18 protein-coding genes and 6 pseudogenes are annotated in these 19,341 nt (G+C 34.0%); 21 read left to right on the forward strand and 3 right to left on the reverse strand.

The features are described from left to right. The first annotated feature begins 38 nt into the window (after positions 1-38). Positions 39-930 (forward strand): annotated as a pseudogene (locus tag ACQKNI_RS02150) (AraC family transcriptional regulator). Positions 931-954: 24 nt separating this feature from the next. Next, a pseudogene (locus tag ACQKNI_RS02155) lies at positions 955-1,895 on the forward strand (serine hydrolase domain-containing protein). 367 nt (positions 1,896-2,262) lie between these two features. Here the strand turns inward: ACQKNI_RS02155 and ACQKNI_RS02160 are convergent. Next, a complete protein-coding gene (locus tag ACQKNI_RS02160; protein ID WP_088229522.1) occupies positions 2,263-2,829 on the reverse strand; it encodes a TetR/AcrR family transcriptional regulator in 567 nt (188 codons plus the stop codon). 146 nt (positions 2,830-2,975) lie between these two features. Between ACQKNI_RS02160 and ACQKNI_RS02165 the strand changes: the two genes are divergently transcribed. Both ACQKNI_RS02165 and ACQKNI_RS02170 read left to right on the forward strand, forming a co-directional pair. Further along, positions 2,976-3,734 (forward strand): SDR family oxidoreductase, encoded by a 759-nt coding sequence (locus ACQKNI_RS02165; protein ID WP_088229521.1) that lies wholly within the window; start codon positions 2,976-2,978, stop codon positions 3,732-3,734. A 258-nt stretch (positions 3,735-3,992) separates the two neighbouring features. Beyond that, positions 3,993-5,030 carry an SDR family oxidoreductase gene (locus tag ACQKNI_RS02170; protein WP_088229520.1) on the forward strand — a complete coding sequence of 346 codons (1,038 nt, stop codon included), beginning with the start codon at positions 3,993-3,995 and terminating at the stop codon, positions 5,028-5,030. Positions 5,031-5,088: 58 nt separating this feature from the next. On the opposite strand, the gene ACQKNI_RS02175 is transcribed toward ACQKNI_RS02170, so the two are convergent. Then, a complete protein-coding gene (locus ACQKNI_RS02175) occupies positions 5,089-5,871 on the reverse strand; it encodes a DUF4240 domain-containing protein (protein ID WP_088229519.1) in 783 nt (260 codons plus the stop codon). Positions 5,872-6,063: 192 nt separating this feature from the next. On the opposite strand from ACQKNI_RS02175, the gene ACQKNI_RS02180 reads away from it, so the two are divergent. Then, a complete protein-coding gene (locus ACQKNI_RS02180; RefSeq protein WP_088229518.1) occupies positions 6,064-6,531 on the forward strand; it encodes an NUDIX hydrolase in 468 nt (155 codons plus the stop codon). Next, a complete protein-coding gene (locus tag ACQKNI_RS02185) occupies positions 6,532-7,197 on the forward strand; it encodes an alpha/beta hydrolase (protein WP_098357081.1) in 666 nt (221 codons plus the stop codon). Positions 7,198-7,243: 46 nt separating this feature from the next. Here the strand turns inward: ACQKNI_RS02185 and ACQKNI_RS02190 are convergent, their stop codons facing one another. Then, positions 7,244-9,187, reverse strand: a complete 1,944-nt coding sequence (locus ACQKNI_RS02190; protein WP_088229516.1) for an elongation factor G — start codon at positions 9,185-9,187, stop codon at positions 7,244-7,246. Between the two features lie 264 nt (positions 9,188-9,451). Here ACQKNI_RS02190 and ACQKNI_RS02195 point away from each other — a divergent pair, with 264 nt between their 5' ends. The 15 genes and pseudogenes from ACQKNI_RS02195 (at position 9,452) to ACQKNI_RS02265 (ending at position 19,094) form a co-directional block, all read left to right on the forward strand. Then, the gene (locus tag ACQKNI_RS02195; protein WP_000204172.1) at positions 9,452-9,880 is read left to right on the forward strand and encodes a MarR family winged helix-turn-helix transcriptional regulator; all 429 of its coding nucleotides are present in this window, start codon (positions 9,452-9,454) and stop codon (positions 9,878-9,880) included. Positions 9,881-9,898: 18 nt separating this feature from the next. Next, positions 9,899-10,537 (forward strand): nitroreductase family protein, encoded by a 639-nt coding sequence (locus ACQKNI_RS02200; protein ID WP_088229514.1) that lies wholly within the window; start codon positions 9,899-9,901, stop codon positions 10,535-10,537. A gap of 39 nt (positions 10,538-10,576) precedes the next feature. Further along, complete coding sequence (locus tag ACQKNI_RS02205) at positions 10,577-10,870, forward strand: putative quinol monooxygenase (protein WP_088229513.1); 294 nt, start codon at positions 10,577-10,579, stop codon at positions 10,868-10,870. A 211-nt stretch (positions 10,871-11,081) separates the two neighbouring features. After that, positions 11,082-11,357: a TIGR04197 family type VII secretion effector gene (locus ACQKNI_RS02210; protein ID WP_098357080.1), complete on the forward strand. Its 276-nt coding sequence runs from the start codon at positions 11,082-11,084 to the stop codon at positions 11,355-11,357. A 40-nt stretch (positions 11,358-11,397) separates the two neighbouring features. Then, the gene (locus ACQKNI_RS02215) at positions 11,398-11,760 is read left to right on the forward strand and encodes a DUF3958 family protein (RefSeq protein ID WP_098357079.1); all 363 of its coding nucleotides are present in this window, start codon (positions 11,398-11,400) and stop codon (positions 11,758-11,760) included. Then, the gene (locus tag ACQKNI_RS02220) at positions 11,757-13,361 is read left to right on the forward strand and encodes a deaminase domain-containing protein (RefSeq protein ID WP_406911352.1); all 1,605 of its coding nucleotides are present in this window, start codon (positions 11,757-11,759) and stop codon (positions 13,359-13,361) included. Before ACQKNI_RS02215 ends, ACQKNI_RS02220 begins: the two co-directional genes overlap by 4 nt. A 19-nt stretch (positions 13,362-13,380) precedes the next feature. Beyond that, on the forward strand, positions 13,381-13,767 hold the full coding sequence (locus ACQKNI_RS02225) for an Imm3 family immunity protein (protein ID WP_088229509.1): 387 nt from the start codon (positions 13,381-13,383) through the stop codon (positions 13,765-13,767). 1,031 nt (positions 13,768-14,798) lie between these two features. Then, positions 14,799-14,991: pseudogene (locus tag ACQKNI_RS02230) on the forward strand (hypothetical protein); the annotation flags it as partial. Continuing rightward, positions 14,982-15,396 (forward strand): annotated as a pseudogene (locus ACQKNI_RS02235) (cytoplasmic protein); the annotation flags it as partial. The pseudogenes ACQKNI_RS02230 and ACQKNI_RS02235, both read left to right, overlap by 10 nt. Continuing rightward, entirely contained in the window at positions 15,396-15,854 is a 459-nt protein-coding gene (locus ACQKNI_RS02240; protein WP_088229507.1) for a hypothetical protein, read from the forward strand. The pseudogene ACQKNI_RS02235 and the gene ACQKNI_RS02240, both read left to right, overlap by 1 nt. Positions 15,855-16,206: 352 nt before the next feature. After that, positions 16,207-16,938 (forward strand): annotated as a pseudogene (locus tag ACQKNI_RS02245) (CdiA family toxin C-terminal domain-containing protein); the annotation flags it as partial. A 34-nt stretch (positions 16,939-16,972) separates the two neighbouring features. Next, positions 16,973-17,362, forward strand: coding sequence for a hypothetical protein (locus ACQKNI_RS02250; protein WP_001087574.1), 390 nt, complete (start codon positions 16,973-16,975; stop codon positions 17,360-17,362). A gap of 232 nt (positions 17,363-17,594) precedes the next feature. After that, positions 17,595-18,166, forward strand: a pseudogene (locus ACQKNI_RS02255) (hypothetical protein); the annotation flags it as partial. Between the two features lie 2 nt (positions 18,167-18,168). Further along, the gene (locus ACQKNI_RS02260; RefSeq protein ID WP_088229506.1) at positions 18,169-18,513 is read left to right on the forward strand and encodes a hypothetical protein; all 345 of its coding nucleotides are present in this window, start codon (positions 18,169-18,171) and stop codon (positions 18,511-18,513) included. A gap of 449 nt (positions 18,514-18,962) precedes the next feature. Continuing rightward, the gene (locus tag ACQKNI_RS02265; RefSeq protein WP_255291288.1) at positions 18,963-19,094 is read left to right on the forward strand and encodes a hypothetical protein; all 132 of its coding nucleotides are present in this window, start codon (positions 18,963-18,965) and stop codon (positions 19,092-19,094) included. Positions 19,095-19,341: the final 247 nt, after the last annotated feature.

The raw sequence follows: 19,341 nt of genomic DNA on the forward strand, positions 1-19,341 counted from the left end.
GCGCTAAGTTAGCCTTTTTATTGTGAGGAGAAAGAGATATGGAGAGTAAACAAAGTAGAAATGAGTACATAAGGCGCATTTATAAAGTACAAGACTATATAGAATCACACATAAATGATTCACTTTCAATTGAAGAGTTAGCCAATGTCGCAGGATTTTCAAAGTATCATTTTCATAGAATTTTTAAAGGAATAGTAGATGAACCGTTATCCCGGTATGTGAATCGCTTGAAGTTAGAAAGGGCAACAAACATTCTTACATATCGATTGGATATGACGATTACGGATATCGCTTACCATTTTGGTTTCACAGATTCAGCAGTTTTCTCTCGGACATTTAAAAGTTATTACGGTGTAAGTCCGTCTCAATATCGAAACCATAATAGCAAGAATTGCAAAGACGTAAGTGAACCTTCTCAATACAATGAATGTAAGAAGGTTCGAGGAAATGTTGAAATTGTAACAGCGGACGATATAAACGTCGCATACATAAGACATATCGGTACATATGAAGAGTTAACTATAGCTTTTCCAAAAATGATAGAGAAATTATTTCATTACGCAGCTAAGCAAAACTATCATGTATTTGAGGATACGAAAGTATTAACCATTTACCACGATCATCATGAGTTTACAGAAGACTATCATTTAAGAACAAGTTTATGTATAACAATTCCAGATGCGCCCGCAGTAGAAACGAGTGATATTGGAATAATGGTAATAGCTTCTGGAAAGTATGCAGTAGGGCATTTTGAAATATTCCAAGATGAATATAAAGGAGCATGGGACTTTATATACGGTGAATGGCTGCCAAATAGCGGATATAAACCGAGAGATTCGTATCCTTTTGAAGTGTATAGAAATGATCCAAAGAAGCATCCCAGAAAAGAAACATATAGTTGATATATATGTACCTATCGAACCTTTTTAATTATAGGTTAAAGGGAGAGGAATAATGAAAACTGCTGAAAAGTTAGATCAGATTATAAAAGAAGAATATAAAATATGAATGGTATGTTAGTAGTGCAGAAAGGTAATGTTATTTTTGAAAAATATTATAACGGTTACGGACCAAATAATGCATTTCATGTAGCGTCAGTTACAAAAACGATAATCTCTGCGCTAATTGGGATATGTATAGATAAAGGCTATATAAAAAGCGTTGATCAAAAAGTAATAGAGTTTTTCCCTGAATATAAACTTAAGGCATCTGAAGTAACAGTACGCCATCTTCTAACAATGACAGCGCCATATCCTTTTGTAGACTGGCAAGAACCGTTAGAAGAACTATGTACACAAGAGGATTGGGTACAGTATACACTTAATAGAATGGGGAACGGCGGAGAAATCGGATCTTTTAAATACTCATCTGCAGGAGCGCATGTACTATCAGCAATTATTACGAGTGTAACAGGAAAAAGTGCGCGTGAATTTGCGAATGAATACTTATTTCAGCCACTCGGTATGAGAGAAATTCCAAACTACAATATGAAATCTTTTGGATTCGATGACTTATTCGGAAAAGATGTGAAAGGATGGGTTCATGATCCAAATGGTATTTCGACGGGCGGCTGGGGACTAACTTTAACAGCTAGAGATATGGTGAAGTTTGGACAATTATATTTGAGTGATGGTACTCATAATGGAAAGCAAATTCTTTCAAAATCATGGGTAAAAGAGTCGACAGAAATGAACCAAAATCAATATGGTTACTTATGGTGGTTACGAGAAGAGGATGGAATCTTTTCATACTGTGCCATGGGTGATGGTGGGAATGTGATTTGTTGTGTACCGGAGAAGGATTTGGTGGTGGCCATAGCAGCTGGAATTATATTGGAAGCTAATGATGTATGGGAGTTAATTAAAGAGTACATATTTCCTTATTTAAAAGATTAATATGTTTATTTTTATGAAAATGAGAATAAAAGGTTTAGTTATACTTGTTTTGTTCTCTATATTATTATCTTCTTTATTTGTTTGAAACGCTCCCAAATATCGATTTAAACAATAAAGAAGAAATTGATAAAGTCTTACCGTGGTCAACAGATTTACCGTCTAGATGCAGAGTGCCGAAGAAAAGTGAATTAAACAAAAAATAACTCCAAAATCAACTTTCATTGTATATTTTGGAGTTACTTTAAGTTTACGGATATTTCATATGGAGATAGTTTTCTAATTGAGTTATTCTGCCCAGTTAGTGCAGTAACAGAGTGTAGTTAGTTTCGGTACATCTTTTTTATAAACAATACAACTTTGTTTTAAATTAACCATCTACTCCCAAGTTTAAAAATTGAACAAGTTGATCATTTAAATAACTTGTACTATAAGAAAAATCATTTTGATACCATTCAATAATGATGCCAATAATCGCATTCGCTTGGTAGGAACAATAAAGTGAAGGGTTCACCCCTTCTTTAAATAAAGCTTCTTTATCTTGAAGTAACAAATGTTTTATTTCCTCAAAAAATAAATAATAGTATATTAAAGGAACCTTTTTGGAAAATACAATTCTGTAGAATGATTTATATTTTTCGATATGATGAAAAATCCGAATTGTAGTAGGATCTAATTTACTAGTTTTCAATACTGATACGTAGCGATAAGGTTCTTGATAAGAACGTGTCAAATCTGCTGTAATTTCTTTAAAATACTCCTCAAATAAATCTTCTACTTGTTTATAATGCAAGTAAAATGTACCACGATTTACTTTTGCCTTTCTGCAAATTTCCGAGATGGAGATGACTTCTAAAGTTTTTTCGTTTAATAATTCTAACAATGCGTTATGTAACGCCTCTTTTGTTTTCACAATACGCATATCTGTACGCATCATTTTTTTCACCTCTTAATGAACACATTTCTTTCGATGTGTTAATTATTGAACATTTATCACTTTTTTGCTCATTGTAAGCGCTCTTTTAAATTATTATAATTTTTATTGAACAACTGTGCAATAAAAGACAAAGGGGGCCGTTTCAGATGAGATTAGAAGGTAAAGTAGCAATTGTCACTGGTGCTGCGTCAGGTATGGGGAAAGCAATTGCAGAAGGTTATGCAAAAGAAGGAGCAAAAGTCGTTGTATCAGACTTAAATTTAGAAGGGGCTCAATATGTAGTGCAAGGAATTAAAGCTACAGGTGCAGAGGCCATTGCTGTTCAAACAAACGTTACCTCTGATGAAGATATTCAACGCCTTTTCGATGAAACAAAACAAGCTTACGGGGAATTAGATATTCTTGTTAATAATGCAGGTATCATGGATGGAATGGAACCTGTTGGTGAAGTTTCAGACGAACGCTGGGAAAAGGTTTTCTCTGTGAATACAGTATCTGTAATGAAAACAATGCGTATTGCAGTGAATCTATTCTTGGAACAAGGACACGGTACGATCGTCAATAATATTTCTGCAGGTGGATTATGCGGTGCACGTGCTGGTGCTGTTTACACAGCATCTAAACATGCAGTCGTTGGCCTAACAAAAAATACGGCCTTTATGTATGCAAACAACAACATCCGTTGTAACGGTATCGCCCCTGGAGCAGTCATAACAAACATTGCTTCTACAATGACGAATGTGAGCGAATTTGGTGCGAGCCGTCAAGCATTAGGTATGGCAATTAATCCACGTGCTGGACAACCAGAAGAAGTTGCACAACTGGCTATCTTCTTAGGGTCAGACGAAGCTAGTTTCGTAAACGGACAAGTCATTTCTGTAGACGGCGGCTGGACTTCATATTAATTTTAATTCAAGTTTAAAAAAGAAAATAAGTTTTGAAAAAGCAATGCTCCTGTCAATTTGGCAGGGGCATTGTCCATATAATACATATAAAAATAAGTACTTTTTATTTAAGAAACCGTATTGATTAATTTTTCAAAAGGGTTTCTTTTTTGCTTATAGAATTAAAATTGTAGTAAAAAAGAAAATCCCGCGTAACTTTCCACAATAAAAAATCGTTAAACAAATGAATAGATTTTTTATCACGAATGGGGGAGAACCATGAAAATTCTAATACTAGGCGGTACACGATTTTTAGGAAGAGCTTTTGTAGAAGAGGCTTTGAACAGAGGACATGAAGTTACATTATTTAACCGCGGAACAAACAAAGAAGTTTTTCCTGAAGTGGAGCAGCTTATCGGTGACAGAAATGGTGATGTATCAAGTTTAGAAAATCGAAAATGGGATGTTATCGTAGATACATGTGGATTTTCTCCACATCACATTAGAAATGTTGGAGAAGTACTGAAAGATAATATTGAACACTATATATTCATCTCAAGCCTTTCCGTATATAAAGATTGGATCCCGCATGACATAAAAGAAGACTATATATTACAACCTGAACCAACGGGTGAGCAAATAAAGGCTGTAGAGAATGGTGAAATATCTCCTTATGAGTATTATGGTGCGCTTAAAGTATTATGTGAAAAAGAAGTAGAGAAGTATTGGCCGGGGCGTGTTTTACACGTAAGAGCAGGACTTCTTTCAGGAATGTTTGATTATACAGATCGACTTCCATACTGGATTCAGCGTGTAGCAAAGGGCGGAAAAGTGTTAGTTCCAGGAAGAAAAGATCGTCCAGTACAATTAGTTGATATAAAAGATGTCGCGAGCTTTGGACTCGACATGGCAGAAAATAATAAAGCAGGTACATTCAATATAACAGGTCCGAATGATGAATTAACGATGGAAGAACTATTAAATACATGTAAAAAGGTTACGAATAGCGATGCTGAATTTGTTTGGGTTGATGAATCGTTTATGAATGAACATAAAGTGCAGCCTTGGACAGAGATGCCTTTATGGCTTCCCGAAACTTTTCCGTTAGAAGGGGAAACGAAGCCGTGGAAAGGTGGGTTTTCTATTAGTGTCGAGAGTGCCGTTAAAGAAGGGCTTACTTTTAGAAGTTTAGAAGATACAGTTACAGACGTGTATGGGTGGATGAAGGAAATGGAAAATAGGGAATTAAAAGCAGGTATTTCAAAGGAAAGAGAAAAGGTGCTGTTAGAAAAGTGGCATGAAATAAAGAGAGTTTAAATAAGAGTCCAATGAAAAAGGACTCTGTCTATTTGCTAAACAGAGTCCTAATATTCATCTACCACTCAATCGGTTCTTCCCCATACATCTCCCATAGCTTAGGAAACTTCTTTTTTAAACCTTCTTCATTCCAGTCAAACTCAAAATCTACATCGTCGAATTCTTCATTAGATAAGACATGGTAAAGTGTAAAGTAAGTATCATCTTCGTCACCAGTTTTTTCTGCATATACAGTGAAACCGAAATATAAAGAAAGTTCTTCTATTTCTGGGACGTCATACTCACTCAAATTTTCTAATACAGGAATTAACCGTTCTGGATCTTCAATACAAGCTTCGTATGTCTCTTTTCCTTGATATAATAACCATCCGCGGAAGTAATCAAAACAATCGTCCGAACAACCACCTAAAATAATATAGGCAGCAGCCCATAAACGAGACGTATAGGAAGCTGTCAAAATACGATGCATATGCGTATCAAAGGCTACAATTTCATGTACTGTACGTTTTGCGAGATGAGAAGTAAGCCATTCTATTTGTTCTTCTTGGTCTTCACCTTTCGTTTTTGCACGACTAAGTAGTTCCCAAAATTCTTCTTCTGTTATCGTTTTTTCTTTTATGTAAATTTCCCCAGGGCATGGGTCTGTATATCCTTTTTTACGTTTGGAAGCAACTAGTTTGTTAGCTTCTTTCATACATTCTTCTTCTGTTTCAAATTCTTTCGCTTTCACGCTGCCAGCTGTGCCAATTTTCCCATAAAACACAACGTAGTCTTTTTCTTTCACAACGATTTTCCAAAACTTATTGGATTTCTCAGTTTGCTGGATTAATAACGTTTCCATTCGTACCCCCATACTGTTTTTCTAGTGTGCAATGTGATTGTAACATATGTATATACACTTGTAATGATGAAAAATAAGAGTTCGGAAAATTCGAAAATGATTGAATGAAGTGGGCGAATTTAGTAATCTTATTTGTACAGCACATACATAATAGCTTTGCAATGATTCGATATTATATAGGGGGCATTACAGATGGATCTTACGTTTAAAGTAGAGGAAACATGTTTTAATTACCGTGTCGGAGCAATTTGTAAACATGATAATAAAATCCTTATTTTGCAAGGGGACGGTGAAGATTTTTGGTACGTACCGGGCGGACGAGTGAAAATGCTAGAAAATAGTGAAGACGCGTTAAAACGAGAGCTTGCAGAAGAACTAAATGTTCCTATTGAAGTGAAGAGATTAATATGGTCAGTAGAAAATTTCTTCACACTTTCTGAGCGAAAGTTTCATGAGATTAGTTTTTATTACGAAGTAGAGCTACATGAGTTACCTGCAAATGGAGAAGATCAATATATTTTGGAAGAAGAGGGAAGGAAGTATTTATTTAAGTGGGTGCCGGTAGAAGAGTTAGATGCATATAATTTACAGCCCGCGTTTATAAAAGAGAAAGTAAAGGATATAGCAGTTCATACAGAACATATCGTCTTACAAGATTAAATGTATTCGGAGGGGAGAACGGTGAAGGGGACTAAAAAAGAGATACATATAAATGACAAAGCAATTCATTATACACATATAGAAAAAGGTTCTAGTACGGTTTGCTTTATGTTCTCAGGTTCAGGATACAATTACGATAAGCCGTTATTTTATTATGCGACGATGTTAATGCTTGAACATAAAATGGATGTAGTACATATTCATTATTCTTATGATGGACAATTAATGAATAAACCAATGGAAGAAGTAACGAAAGTAATGATGGATGATATTCATCCTATAATGAATGAAGTATTAAAAGATGAGCAATACAGTCATACAATGTTTTTAGGGAAATCACTTGGAACGATTCCAATTGCGAATGGTGTAATGAAGAGAGAAGAGTTTTTGCAGTCAAAAATGATATTACTTACACCTTTACTGACGTTTGATACGATTTTTGAATCTATCTTACATAGTGATCATGAAGGGCTTTTAGTAATTGGAGACAAAGATCACCAATACAATGCAGATCAAATTAATCAGTTACATAATACAAATTTAAAAATTGATGTTATCAAAAACGCAAATCATTCTGTAAATGTTGGAGAATATGAAACAGAAAATTCAATTGAAGCAATAGCGAAAATAATAGAAAAGCTTAAAGAAATTATTAGGGAAAACTAACTTATCAATACATGCAAAAAGAGGTGCGAATTGCACCTCTTTTACTTTAATAAGCCTTCAGCACATGAAGCAAATAATCCTTCCGATTCAGCGGATTATAATCAACACGTTTTCGAGTAGGGAAGGGAGGCTTCAGCTTTGTGAAACCAGCTGGATTTGTTGTAAAGATACCTTCTCCTTCAGTAAATGAATGAAGCATTCGTTTAAAATGCTCTGTTTTCGCAACAGGTAATGATCCTGTTAATTGGTAAGAATCATTATATAATATAGGCTCTGCAAAAGTTGCTGGAATGGCAGCGAGCTTATACATTGCGGTACTAATTGCACGTTCCAGTACGGTTAATTCAAACTCGTTTATTGGTTCATATACATATGTTTCGGCTTTCTTTAAAGCATCTATTAAAACGAGCGGTGTTAAGTTTCTAAAGTCACTCGCTGTTGTAACAGGACTTGCATAGCCGGTATGTGTTAACGTGACGATAATATCCGTAACTCCCCATCCGTATAAACCTTGTTTTAACGTTTGGAATACTGCATCTTCAATCGCTTTATGAAATGCTAAAGGCAATGAACCAAGCTCAACACCTAATTTATACGTTATGCCAGAGTTAAGTTCACCACGTTCAATTTTAAAACCAATTGTTGCGTAAAATGGATTCGCTTTTTCACCCATTACTTCCACGCTATTACCTACGCCAATTGGTTTCTCAATGCATACAACTCGCGTATTTGAAAAAGTAACCTGCAAATTATATTTCTCATACAGTGTTGTTTCAATGACTTCTTTTTGCACCTCACCGAAAAGGCGAATGTATAGTTCATTATGAATATCGTCTTTCCACACTTTAATGAGTGGATCTTCTTCACATAGTTCCATAAGAGCAGCGTATAAATCATGAATTCGTTCCTTAGGTACCGCATCAATGGCTGCTTCCATTTGTGGTTCGGCAAAGTGAATATCCTTTATATAATCCGTCCGTTCACCAATAATATCACCAATTTTTATATCACTCAGTCCCCACACTTTGCAAAACTCTCCACTAGGAACGGTAGAAGTTTGAACGGCATCTCCATTATGAAATATGCACATTTTTTTAATCTTTTCCTTATGTGGTAGAGACTTATTCCGCTGTATATCCACATATTTTCTAACGTGTAAGCTACCTGAAAAAACTCTTACATAAGCAATCTTTTCTCCGGAAGATTCACGTTCAATTTTAAAAACAACACTGGATAATTCTTCATCTTGAGACGAATTATTAGCTGGAAGTAAGGCTGAAATATTTTCAAGTAGTTCAGGTACGCCCATGCCTGTCATGGCTGATCCGAAAAAGACTGGATACACATTTGCTTGCTGTATTTGTTGTTCTAGCTCTTTTCTTAATAATGCGTCCGGTATTATTTCGTTATTTACATATGATGCAAGCAATGATTCGTTATATGGCGCTAATCGCTCTATACAATCGTCATATGATTTATATTCAATAATATGAGCTGTCTTTGTTCCTTCGTTATGGACAGAATAGAAGGGGAATGCTTCATTTGAAAGAATTTCTTTTATTTGTTTCATAACTTTTTCAGTATTTGCACCACTACGATCAATTTTATTAACAAATAAAATAGTCGGTATGTTTAGTTTCTGTAATGTTCGCATTAAAATCTTTGTTTGTGCTTGCACACCTTCAACGGCAGAGATAACTAAAATCGCACCGTCTAAAACGCGGAACGATCGCTCCACTTCAGCGATAAAATCAGCGTGTCCAGGTGTATCAATGACATTTATTTTTACATCATCAATAAAGAAAGAAACGACAGAAGCTTTAATCGTAATTCCGCGTTGTCTTTCTAATTCCATTGAGTCAGTTTGTGTACTTCCGCTATCAACTCGGCCAACTTCTTTAATTACATTCGTTTCATATAGAATACGCTCAGTCAAACTCGTCTTGCCAGCGTCTACGTGTGCAACAATCCCTATATTTATTGTTGTCATATATAAATATCCTCATTTCATTTCCCATTTTCATTTCCTCATTTCTATTTGTGTATTGCCGCATAACAATCACTCTCCAGTCATTTAAATTATTATTATTATAATGAAATTTACATTTTTTGTAACGCTACAAAGCGCCTTAATTTGGAAAAATAAAAATGAAAACAAAATGCTTGCATTCTAAATCGATATAGATTATATTAATTGACATATCAACTATTGATACATCAAACATTTTTATTTTGATTGTGAAGGAGGGTTAATTTGACAAGTTCGTGCTCAAAAGAAGCGATTATTTTATATAAATTACACTTTCTAAATAAAGAAGTAAGTTCGAAGTTTGAAGGGTGTACGGGTATGAGCCAGTCTCGATTAGAGCTTATACTTCAGTTATATGAAGTAGGTGAAATTAGTCAAAAAGCACTTCAGCAAGAAGTGAATATTGATAATGCTGCGATTACGAGACATTTAAAGCAGCTTGAGGCAAATGAAATGATTGTAAGACGTAAAAATCCAGATGATAACAGAATTACGTTAGTTTCTCTTACTGAAGAGGGACGAAATAAAATTCAAGCGTTTCAAGAGGAAAAAGAGCGTTTTGCAGCATCTGCATTTAAAGGATTAAGTGAAGAAGAACGAGACAATCTTTTAAATATGTTAAACCATATTCAAGAAAATATAAAAGAATTATAAAAAAGGGAGAATACAACTATGACTAACTCAGTAAAAACAAATGATTTTAACGAAATTTTAACAGGACGTCGTTCAATTCGTAAGTACGACCCTTCAGTGAAAATTAGCAAAGAAGAAATGACAGAAATTCTTACAGAAGCAACACTGGCACCATCTTCAGTAAACATGCAACCATGGAGATTCGTAGTGATTGAAAGTGACGAAGCAAAAGCAACACTTGCGCCACTTGCGAAATTCAATCAATCTCAAGTAGAAACATCTTCAGCAATGATCGCTTTATTTGGTGACTTAAACAACTTTGATAACGCAGAAGAAATTTACGGTACAGCAGTAGAGCGTGGTTTAATGCCAGCTGAAGTAAAAGAAGATCAAATGAAAAAACTTTCAGCTTACTTCTCAATGGTTACACCAGAAGTAATGAAAGATACGGTTTTAATTGACGGTGGTCTTGTAGCGATGCAATTTATGCTAGCAGCTCGTGCTCACGGTTATGACACTTGTCCAATTGGCGGATTTGAAAAAGACCAAATCGCAGAAGCTTTCGGATTAGATAAAGAACGTCACGTACCAGTAATGTTAATTTCAATCGGAAAAGCTGCTGACAGTGGTTATCAATCAGTACGTCTTCCAGTTGAAAAAGTTGCTGAGTGGAAGTAATTTTAAAAGAAATAAGTGGAATATGAGAGGGGAAACACCATGATTATTATTCACGCAATATTTCAAGTAGATCCAGCGAAACAACAATCATTTTTAGAAGAAATTCAGCCACTACTTCATGGTTCTAGAGAAGAAAGTGGAAATGTATCTTATGAACTATATAAAGATACAGAAAAAGAAAGTGTTTATACGATGGTAGAAGTATGGAAAGATGAAGCAGCAGTTGCGAGTCATAATACGAGTGAACACTTCACATCTTTCGTTAGTAAAGCACCGCAATTTTTAACAGCTCCGCTAAATATAAAAGCTTATAATGGAGAATTAGTAAAATAATAAGGTAGAAAAAGATGACTTTAGCATATGGCTGAGGTCATCTTTTTTTGTATAAGTAAAATCTACTTTCGATACAGTTATGTTGAAATAGAAGATTTGCTCGTATCCTCAGTAACAGTGCTGAATTGTATGTTAAATTCGAACATTCGGTTTATTAGAATATTTTTCCGTGGTATAATTTTTGTAAATAAAAGGTAGAGGGGAGTAAGTAATGGGAGAATTTCAAAGTAATTTGCATAGGGCAACGCAACTTGCAACGAAAATGAGAAATGCTTCAGATAGAATGCAGAGTGCTACTAGTCGCTCTATAAATAAGGCAACGCGTACTACACTATCTGTGAACTTCAAAGCACAAGAAGCAAATCAGCAAAATTTACACATCACGAAACAATTTTGCGCTGCTTTTCAACAGACGATTGATAATATCCATTCTGTAGCAAATGATTTTGAGAAAATGGATACCGGACTTCAAAAGACTTTTCAATAATGTAACGGCCTACGTAAAGGGGAAAAGGTAGGGAGAAAAGATGAGTCAAGAACTTGAAACGAGAATAAGTCAATGTAATCAAAAATTACGAAGTATATTTGAAGAACAAAATGAAAACCGAATTGCACTGCAAAATCAAGAACAAGCTGAGGCTAGTTTTCATGAATGGAAAAATAGAAGCAATCGTTTATTTAACCGAATACTAGAAACTTGGTATGGTGACAAAGAAGTGTTTCACCTTTTTACGAATATGCGACAAGAAATCGGACAGTATGAAAGAAAACTTACATTCGAATTAGAAAACGAAAAAGAGACGTTGCTTAAAGAAAAACGGCATCTCAGTGAGAAAGAAAACGACCTTTCCTATGAACAGCAGCAACTACAAAGGGAGGTCAATACATGAGTTTAAACATGTATTTGGGAGAAGTACAAAGTCAAACTCAAAGTATGAACGCTATATGTAATGCTACGATTCAAAGTATGGAACAAGCCATTCAATCTATCGATGCGTTTGCGATAGATACAGTATTACAAGGACAAACATACAGTAGTGCAAAAGCCTACCTTGTCCAAACATTTCGGCCATTAGCGCAAGGAATTATATGCTTATGTGAAGAATTAATTCGCCAAAACGAAGCATTCCCAAATGAGTTCCAAGCAAAAGTTGCTTCAACAGATGTGATCGAACATGAAATAAGACAACAAATACAGGAAATCAATCAATCGATTGCAAGTATAGAAGCAATCGAAGTACTTACACCAATGCCCGGAGTAGACGCAATTGTTGCGGTCTTAGTTGCGATGAGGAAAAAACTAGAAGAAAAACTAGAGCGTTTATATGAATTCAATCATTCGTCCAGCAACAACTACAGCACCGCCCTACAATTAGCAGCTAGCATCACAGCCGGACTCGCTGAAGTGCAAAGCGGGAAAGGGTTTAGTCCTGTGAGTGGGACGTTTCATAGTGAAAAGTTAAATATGGAATGGGCAAAGCAAATTCAAATAATTATAGAAGAGAAAATACGGAAATCTGACAATGGTATTGGAAAAAGTGTAGATTTAGAGCACAATGTGTATAACGACATGGAAGGAATAAGCAGCGAAAATCAATCTATCAATAATAGATTTACAAAAGAAGAGATACAAGCGACACAAAAATACCTTGAAGGAATTAAAAATGGTACAATAAAAGGGAATATAGGTGAGGATTTCCAAGTTGAAACCGATGATTATGAAATGGAGCATAACATTTTTGGCCAGCCAGTCGGTGGTAGAAGGCCAGTACTCGATCCTTTTTTAATCGGTGTGGCGAAGTTTGGATTCGATTTTCTCTTTGGTGATCTTTTCACACTCTTTGACCCAGAAGCTACCTATGGTGAAAAACTCCTAGCAGTGGGGATGATGACTCCATATGGGAAAGGTGTAAAAATAGTTGATAAACTTCATGATTTAAAAAAGGTTGGAGATGTGAAGAAAGCAACGTCTGGGAGTGCGGGGATTGCTAAGGGTACGGGTAAAGTTTATCCTACAAGGGAAATTGATATAGCAACTGAAGCTCATATAATTGATAGAGTGAAAGAGCTAAGGGGGAAATTAACTAGTGGATATAAAAAGTCTGGGAACTTTGCTTTAGCAGAAGTAGATGTTAAAGGTATTGATAAATCAGAGTTTTTTGCTCAAAGTAGCATAAATGAACTAAATGGTACGTTAGAGGAAAGGATAGCGGATATTTCATTAAAGCCTAATAACCCAACTTTTAAAGCTTCAAAAGCAGCAGATAAGAATGGAATTGAGTACCCAAGAGATTCTGATACTGAGTATAAAATTCTAAATGATATAGCTAACAGACTTGGAAATAATACTGAGGCAAAAGGTAAAATAAAGTTATTTACAGAATTAGATACTTGCGATAGTTGTAGTAGGGTAATAGCGGAATTTTCTAAAAAATATAAAAATATAGAACTAGAGGTTATCCATAATAACGGAAACAGATTAAAACCATAGTCTTATAGGAGGAATATAAATGGAAGATTGGGAGTATAATGAATTAATTGAGGCTGTTAAAGAAATGTATGATAATATGTTAAATGAAAATAGAGGATATAAATATGCTACTGCAAGAACATTTTATGAGTTCGAAACCGTCTGCAATGAGGGTGAAACAGAAAATTTATTAGTTCACTTAGCCATTGGAGAGATAGTAGTGACACATCCAAAAGTTTTTGTGGGTGTGGTTGATATCATAAAAAAAGAATTAGGAAGCATTGATAGGAATGAATTAGAGAATGAATTGTTATCAGAAGAGGTTGAGGATCTGTTGACCAGAATAAATAATGTCAATCATAAACTTAATAACGTAATATTGGACTATGATCCTAATGCTGATAATTATGATAATACGTCAAGATAATAGACGCAGATTCCTACCGGCTTTCGTTTGGTGGTCTTCATAAAAAAGTTTAAATAAAGAATAATATGTATCCTTTGTAGAGGTCATCTTGAAAAAATTATGCAACATCAAGAAGATGATTTCTGTATTCGGGTATTACCCCCTTATAGTAGACAGCTGAAAGAAGGTTACTGTACTGTTTATTATGGAGGGGATTTTTTATGTCTTTAGATAAAGTTCTATTGCAGGATGTGAAGGAGTAAAAAGATTTAGAGAGAAGGTAGGATTAAAGCCATACTCAATAGATTTAGGTTATACAATTGCAAGTGTTACTGTAGGCAATAAGACTTATTTTGGTGTAAATTCAACTATTACCGAAGAGTCACATAAAGAAACTAGAGAGCTGTGGAAAAGTGGTTAAGAGAAGTAGAGTGGGTGCCACCCAAAAAGGATAATCCAAAACATTTGAGACATGCAGAGTAATATTTTTTAATAAGAGCATTTGAAAAACATGGATTTTTAAATAACTAATATTTATGAATAACTTTAAAGCTTTTTTGCTCTAAGTAATACTCATGTTTAAATTATAGTTTATAAAAGTAAACAAATTAGTTTGCTTATAATGATTTTTAAAATATTACAACCTATGATACTAGATTTATAGCTATGTACAAGAGCAAAAAGGTTTGTAGTACAAAAATTAAAAATATGAACGCATATAAGACAAGTGAACTCAAAAAACAGGCTATAAAAAAGTAAAGACTCATGATGGTTGTACCGTCATGGAGTACTGTGTGCAATTCTAGAATAGAAAACAAAGTACGAGCTTAGGCGAGATGACATTTTACCGGGTGATAAATATAAACACATGGAGTGTATATGAAACTAACAAACTCGTAAGTTTTAACATAGTATTTGTCATGATGTACAAAAGGTGTCATACTGTTACTACAAAACTTACAAATTTATGCTACTTAAAAACATATGAACTTAAAGCACTTGATTGTCAACTAAAGGCAACAAGTGCTTTTTATTTTAAGATTACAACATAGGGTACGGAAAATAGAGAGACTGAAGTTCCACCTGCTTTTAGACAAACTGATTTTGCTAGTTCTTATGAAGCAAGGTATAATCAGACACCTTCACTAGTTAATTCGAATGTTGAATTTGAAGGAATCAGAGGAGAATCTTTAAGTATGCTTAAATCACCACCAGACCCTGTATTGAAACGTATATTAATAGAAGCTTATTATAAGTTTGCGAAATCTAAAGATGGTAGTAAGGGCACGGATAAAACACTATCTAAAAAGAAATCAATACCCGATTTTGTGAAAAAACAATGGGAAGAAATATGTTGTGGATTCTTATATTCCGGGTGAAGAAATTGTCTCGAGGAAATTTACCCAATTGGCTGAAGTAAAAGAAAAGACGGCATTAAGTTATTTAAGTGAGTTTACTAAAAAGTATTCTTCCGGTTCAGAAATTTCTTCAGGTAAATTTAATCCTAATGCTTTAAAAGGTGGTCAACTAGATGGAGAGCTAATTTTGGAAATCCCTGTACAAACAAAGCCAGTTCCACAAAAAATTATTGAAGAGGCGAATGAGAAAGGGATTATTATTCGTGATATTAATGGGAAGGTGTATAATTAATGGAAATTTATTATTGTGATAAGTGGTCTAACATAAAAAAGAAGCCTTGGAATATTATTGATAAGAATGCAGCCAAGACACTTCATGAAAATCGTCATTCTTATACTGCTGTTCTTAGTGATGGAGAGCAGCCAAAGTATTTAGTAAATGTCACTGAGAAATGGGTATCGGTAAGTTTTTTGGATGATTTTCTTCGTAAATATTTACACTACGATTTTATTGTTAAAGAAGATAATAGACTATTCCTAAGGACAATAATGTATTGGGAATATGACGGAGATACACAGTTAAAAAGTATGATTTTGGGGTATCAAGAAAATGGTCATATTGCTATGGAGCAAAAAGATTCTAAAACTGGAGAAGTAGAAGAGCGAGAGACAAAAGATGATGTATCTAGAAATTGGGATACATTCCCTGAGTTTGGCCAATACTTATATTTGTGCAAAGAAGAGAGGTAATTCTTTTGAATATAAGAACAATAACTAGGCGAGATAGCTATTAGTGGGCTAAGAATGTAAATAAATGGAATAAACGTGAAACTAATGAATTCGTAAGTTTTAAAGATATTGTAAAGTTAATTGAAAATCCCCTAAAATAATCCTACTTAATAAACAGATGAACTTAAAGCACTTGATTGCCGATTAAAAGCAACAAGTGCTTTTTATTTCGGAATTACAATATTTGGTACGGTGAATTATATATCCCAAAATACAAAAACAAAAGTTTCAAATGATGAAGTGCTTCCACAATTCTCTTTCATGATATGAAGAAGTTTTCAACGACTGGATTATCGTAGCAGTTTACTCTACGAGACATGCCAATCAATCGATTGCAAGTATAGAAGCAATCGAAGTACTTACACCAATGCCCGGAGTAGACGCAATTGTTGCGGTCTTAGTTGCGATGAGGAAAAAACTAGAAGAAAAACTAGAGCGTTTATATGAATTCAATCATTCGTCCAGCAACAACTACAGCACCGCCCTACAATTAGCAGCTAGCATCACAGCCGGACTCGCTGAAGTGCAAAGCGGGAAAGGGTTTAGTCCTGTGAGTGGGACGTTTCATAGTGAAAAGTTAAATATGGAATGGGCAAAGCAAATTCAAATAATTATAGAAGAGAAAATACGGAAATCTGACAATGGTATTGGAAAAAGTGTAGATTTAGAGCACAATGTGTATAACGACATTGAAGGAATAAGCAGCGAAAATAAATCTATCAATAATAGATTTACAAAAGAAGAGGTACAAGCGACACAAAAATACCTTGAAGGGATTTATGAGATTGAATACAAAATACCTAGAAAAGATATGGCTGGAAATATTGCAGAACCTGTTTCGTATAAAAATATTAAGGAGCCTAAAACAATATACGATCCAGCAATGATTAGTGATGATAAGATATATCAGTGGGGAAAAGAAGCAATGCAAAAGGGAACAATAAATGGTAGGCTTGTTGAAGGTACTGCTTCAAATGGATTGAAGTTCAGAGGTTATTTAAATGATGCTGGTGAGATAACTAACTTTTTCCCAATTCTAGACTGATATTATCAAGATACAATATTTATAGGAGGATAAAGTGAATAGTAATTTTGAATTTATTGAAGATAAAGAGAAAAACGATGAATTGATGTCAATATATTTTAACTTTATAAACGGTAAGTACTTGGAAAGAGCTTTGAGTTTTTTTGTAAAAAAAGAGGGATTTGGACAAGAAATAGTATTCGTTCATTTTCAGTCTGATTTAGATGAATTTGATATGTCACAGCTACCTACACCTTTAGATGATAAGCATGTGTTAGTTGAATTAGATTCTCCAGCTGTTGAGTCTGAACAACAAGTGTATTTGGACTTTGAAACTTTTTATAATTATTTGGAAGAACATGTGAAAAAAGAAGTGGAAAAAAATCCAGAAAGAAATGGATTAATGGATTTATTAGTGCAAGTTAAGCGTAGCTTAAATTTGTAATATCTTATAGCCATTTTACTAGATTCGTAGGGCAGAAAAAGAACTTTTTGAAGAACGCGTTTTTATTAGGATTTTATTATATTTCAATAAGGAAGATTGTCTGATATTGAATAAGTAAAGAGGAAGTTATAGATGAAAAAGACTCAACAAAAGAGACCTCATATTTGAGGTCTCTTTTGTTGAGTCTATTGAAAAAATCTCTAATTAAAAATTAGCGTGAGATAACAACTATAAGGGTACGGGTAAAACTGTAAGCAATTATCTTGATGATATAGTCGAGGCTGGTGGTACCAGAAGAGAAATAAATTCTAAACTTCGAAATCCATTAGATAATCCTAAGATAGCAAAGGAGATTGAGGGAAATACTGAAGCTGTATATGGATATTCACCTAAGAAGGAATCTGCCTTAAATAAGTTTGGGGTAGACTGGACAAATGGTGATGATGTAGCTTATGCAAGAAGCGAAAGAATAAAGTATCATGAAAAAATACAACAAAAAAGAATACAACTAGAACAAGATATTAAAAATCTTCAAAATGATGGGCTATCTATGGAGGAAATTGCTAGATTGAAAGTTGAAGAGCGAAATCAAGGAAGAATGGAAACGTATATAAAATCTAATAATTTAGATGGATTGAATGCAATGAAAGAAATATTCTTGAATATGGCAGAGCAGAAGGATCTACACCTGAACAACTTTATAAAAAGTATGGTTCATGGGAAGATGTGATATATGGCAGTTTAAAAACAAATCCAGCAATGGATGTCTTGACAGGATTATTTCATAGTATGGGAGGAAAATAATTATGAATGTAGAAAAAATACAAGGTAATATAAAGTGGATTGCATACAATAATTTAAGATTTAGAATAGAGAAGGTTAATGATGATTCATCCGTAATTTGGATTTCTGATAATTTTGTGAATTTATGTTTTACCTTAGTAATGAATGACTTTTTAAGTAAATGTGAGGATGAGTTGAATATAAATATCGAAATTGATTTGACTTGGAATAATCATAGAGGTTTGATTATAAAAAATCATGATATAAATCTAATTTTAGGAGAAATAATTAATTTTATTAGCGAATGGGAGTTAGAAGGAAATTCAAATGCTGATAATTTTTCTACGGAAGAGTGGTATTCAGCATAAGCTTGCAGGGTATGCTAGCTTTCCATCATTTTTAGGAATTTAAAAATATGGAGGGAAATTTAAATTTAATGTATGTTTAGGGGATATTGAATGTGAATTGAAACTAAAGAGTTAGATAAATATTTTAAGCAACTAGTGAGGAATGAATTCTGTATAGTAAAGAATTCATTCCTTTTAAGTTTGTTTTAATTTACTTGTAATTATAGTAGTTAATATTTGAAGAGGCAATCACCCTAAGTCATAAAGACACGAAAGCCTATACTCAAAGTAAGATTTCAAAGCTTTAGGAAGAAATTGGTTGAGTTAAAGGGGCTAAGGATGATACTTAGGGTACGGCTAACGGTAAACCTAGCAGTAACAAAAACACAACTGTAGATAATTTTGATGCGAAAACAGCTACAAATAAGCAAAAAGGTAATTATGGTGAAATAAAATCTAGTGACAATTTATTGAATAATCAAAGTTTAAAAGAAGCTGGATTTGATTTAAAGTCAGTCGGAAAAAGTGCACCATCAGGCATAAATGATAAAATAGTAAAAGGGATTGATGGATTATACGAAAATACAAATGCAGAATCATAGATCAAATATGTTATTGATGAAGCTAAATTTGGCAGTTCACAATTAGGGAAAACTAAAGATGGATCACAAATGTCAAATGATTGGTTGAATGGTGCGAAGACGCGAAAAAGTAGGATATTGAAGGCTGTTGATCGAAACTATTTGGAGTTAGAGGAAATATTAAAAGAGGCATTTTTAATGTATGATGATTTTAAAAGTGAAATAAGTAATGTGTATAGTAAAACCCATAAGTGAAAGTAGTAAGTAA

It is taken from the genome of Bacillus sp. NPDC094064 (genome assembly GCF_050279585.1).
Lineage (GTDB): Bacteria > Bacillota > Bacilli > Bacillales > Bacillaceae_G > Bacillus_A.

Coding starts and splice junctions, on each gene's coding strand:
- ACQKNI_RS02200 (WP_088229514.1), top strand. CDS start 9,899: ATGACTAACTCAGTAAAAACAAATGATTTTAACGAAATTTTAACAGGA.
- ACQKNI_RS02190 (WP_088229516.1), bottom strand. CDS start 9,187: ATGACAACAATAAATATAGGGATTGTTGCACACGTAGACGCTGGCAAG.
- ACQKNI_RS02160 (WP_088229522.1), bottom strand. CDS start 2,829: ATGATGCGTACAGATATGCGTATTGTGAAAACAAAAGAGGCGTTACAT.
- ACQKNI_RS02180 (WP_088229518.1), top strand. CDS start 6,064: ATGGATCTTACGTTTAAAGTAGAGGAAACATGTTTTAATTACCGTGTC.
- ACQKNI_RS02210 (WP_098357080.1), top strand. CDS start 11,082: ATGGGAGAATTTCAAAGTAATTTGCATAGGGCAACGCAACTTGCAACG.
- ACQKNI_RS02185 (WP_098357081.1), top strand. CDS start 6,532: ATGTATTCGGAGGGGAGAACGGTGAAGGGGACTAAAAAAGAGATACAT.
- ACQKNI_RS02260 (WP_088229506.1), top strand. CDS start 18,169: ATGAATGTAGAAAAAATACAAGGTAATATAAAGTGGATTGCATACAAT.
- ACQKNI_RS02165 (WP_088229521.1), top strand. CDS start 2,976: ATGAGATTAGAAGGTAAAGTAGCAATTGTCACTGGTGCTGCGTCAGGT.
- ACQKNI_RS02240 (WP_088229507.1), top strand. CDS start 15,396: ATGGAAATTTATTATTGTGATAAGTGGTCTAACATAAAAAAGAAGCCT.
- ACQKNI_RS02175 (WP_088229519.1), bottom strand. CDS start 5,871: ATGGAAACGTTATTAATCCAGCAAACTGAGAAATCCAATAAGTTTTGG.
- ACQKNI_RS02170 (WP_088229520.1), top strand. CDS start 3,993: ATGAAAATTCTAATACTAGGCGGTACACGATTTTTAGGAAGAGCTTTT.
- ACQKNI_RS02220 (WP_406911352.1), top strand. CDS start 11,757: ATGAGTTTAAACATGTATTTGGGAGAAGTACAAAGTCAAACTCAAAGT.
- ACQKNI_RS02215 (WP_098357079.1), top strand. CDS start 11,398: ATGAGTCAAGAACTTGAAACGAGAATAAGTCAATGTAATCAAAAATTA.
- ACQKNI_RS02205 (WP_088229513.1), top strand. CDS start 10,577: ATGATTATTATTCACGCAATATTTCAAGTAGATCCAGCGAAACAACAA.
- ACQKNI_RS02225 (WP_088229509.1), top strand. CDS start 13,381: ATGGAAGATTGGGAGTATAATGAATTAATTGAGGCTGTTAAAGAAATG.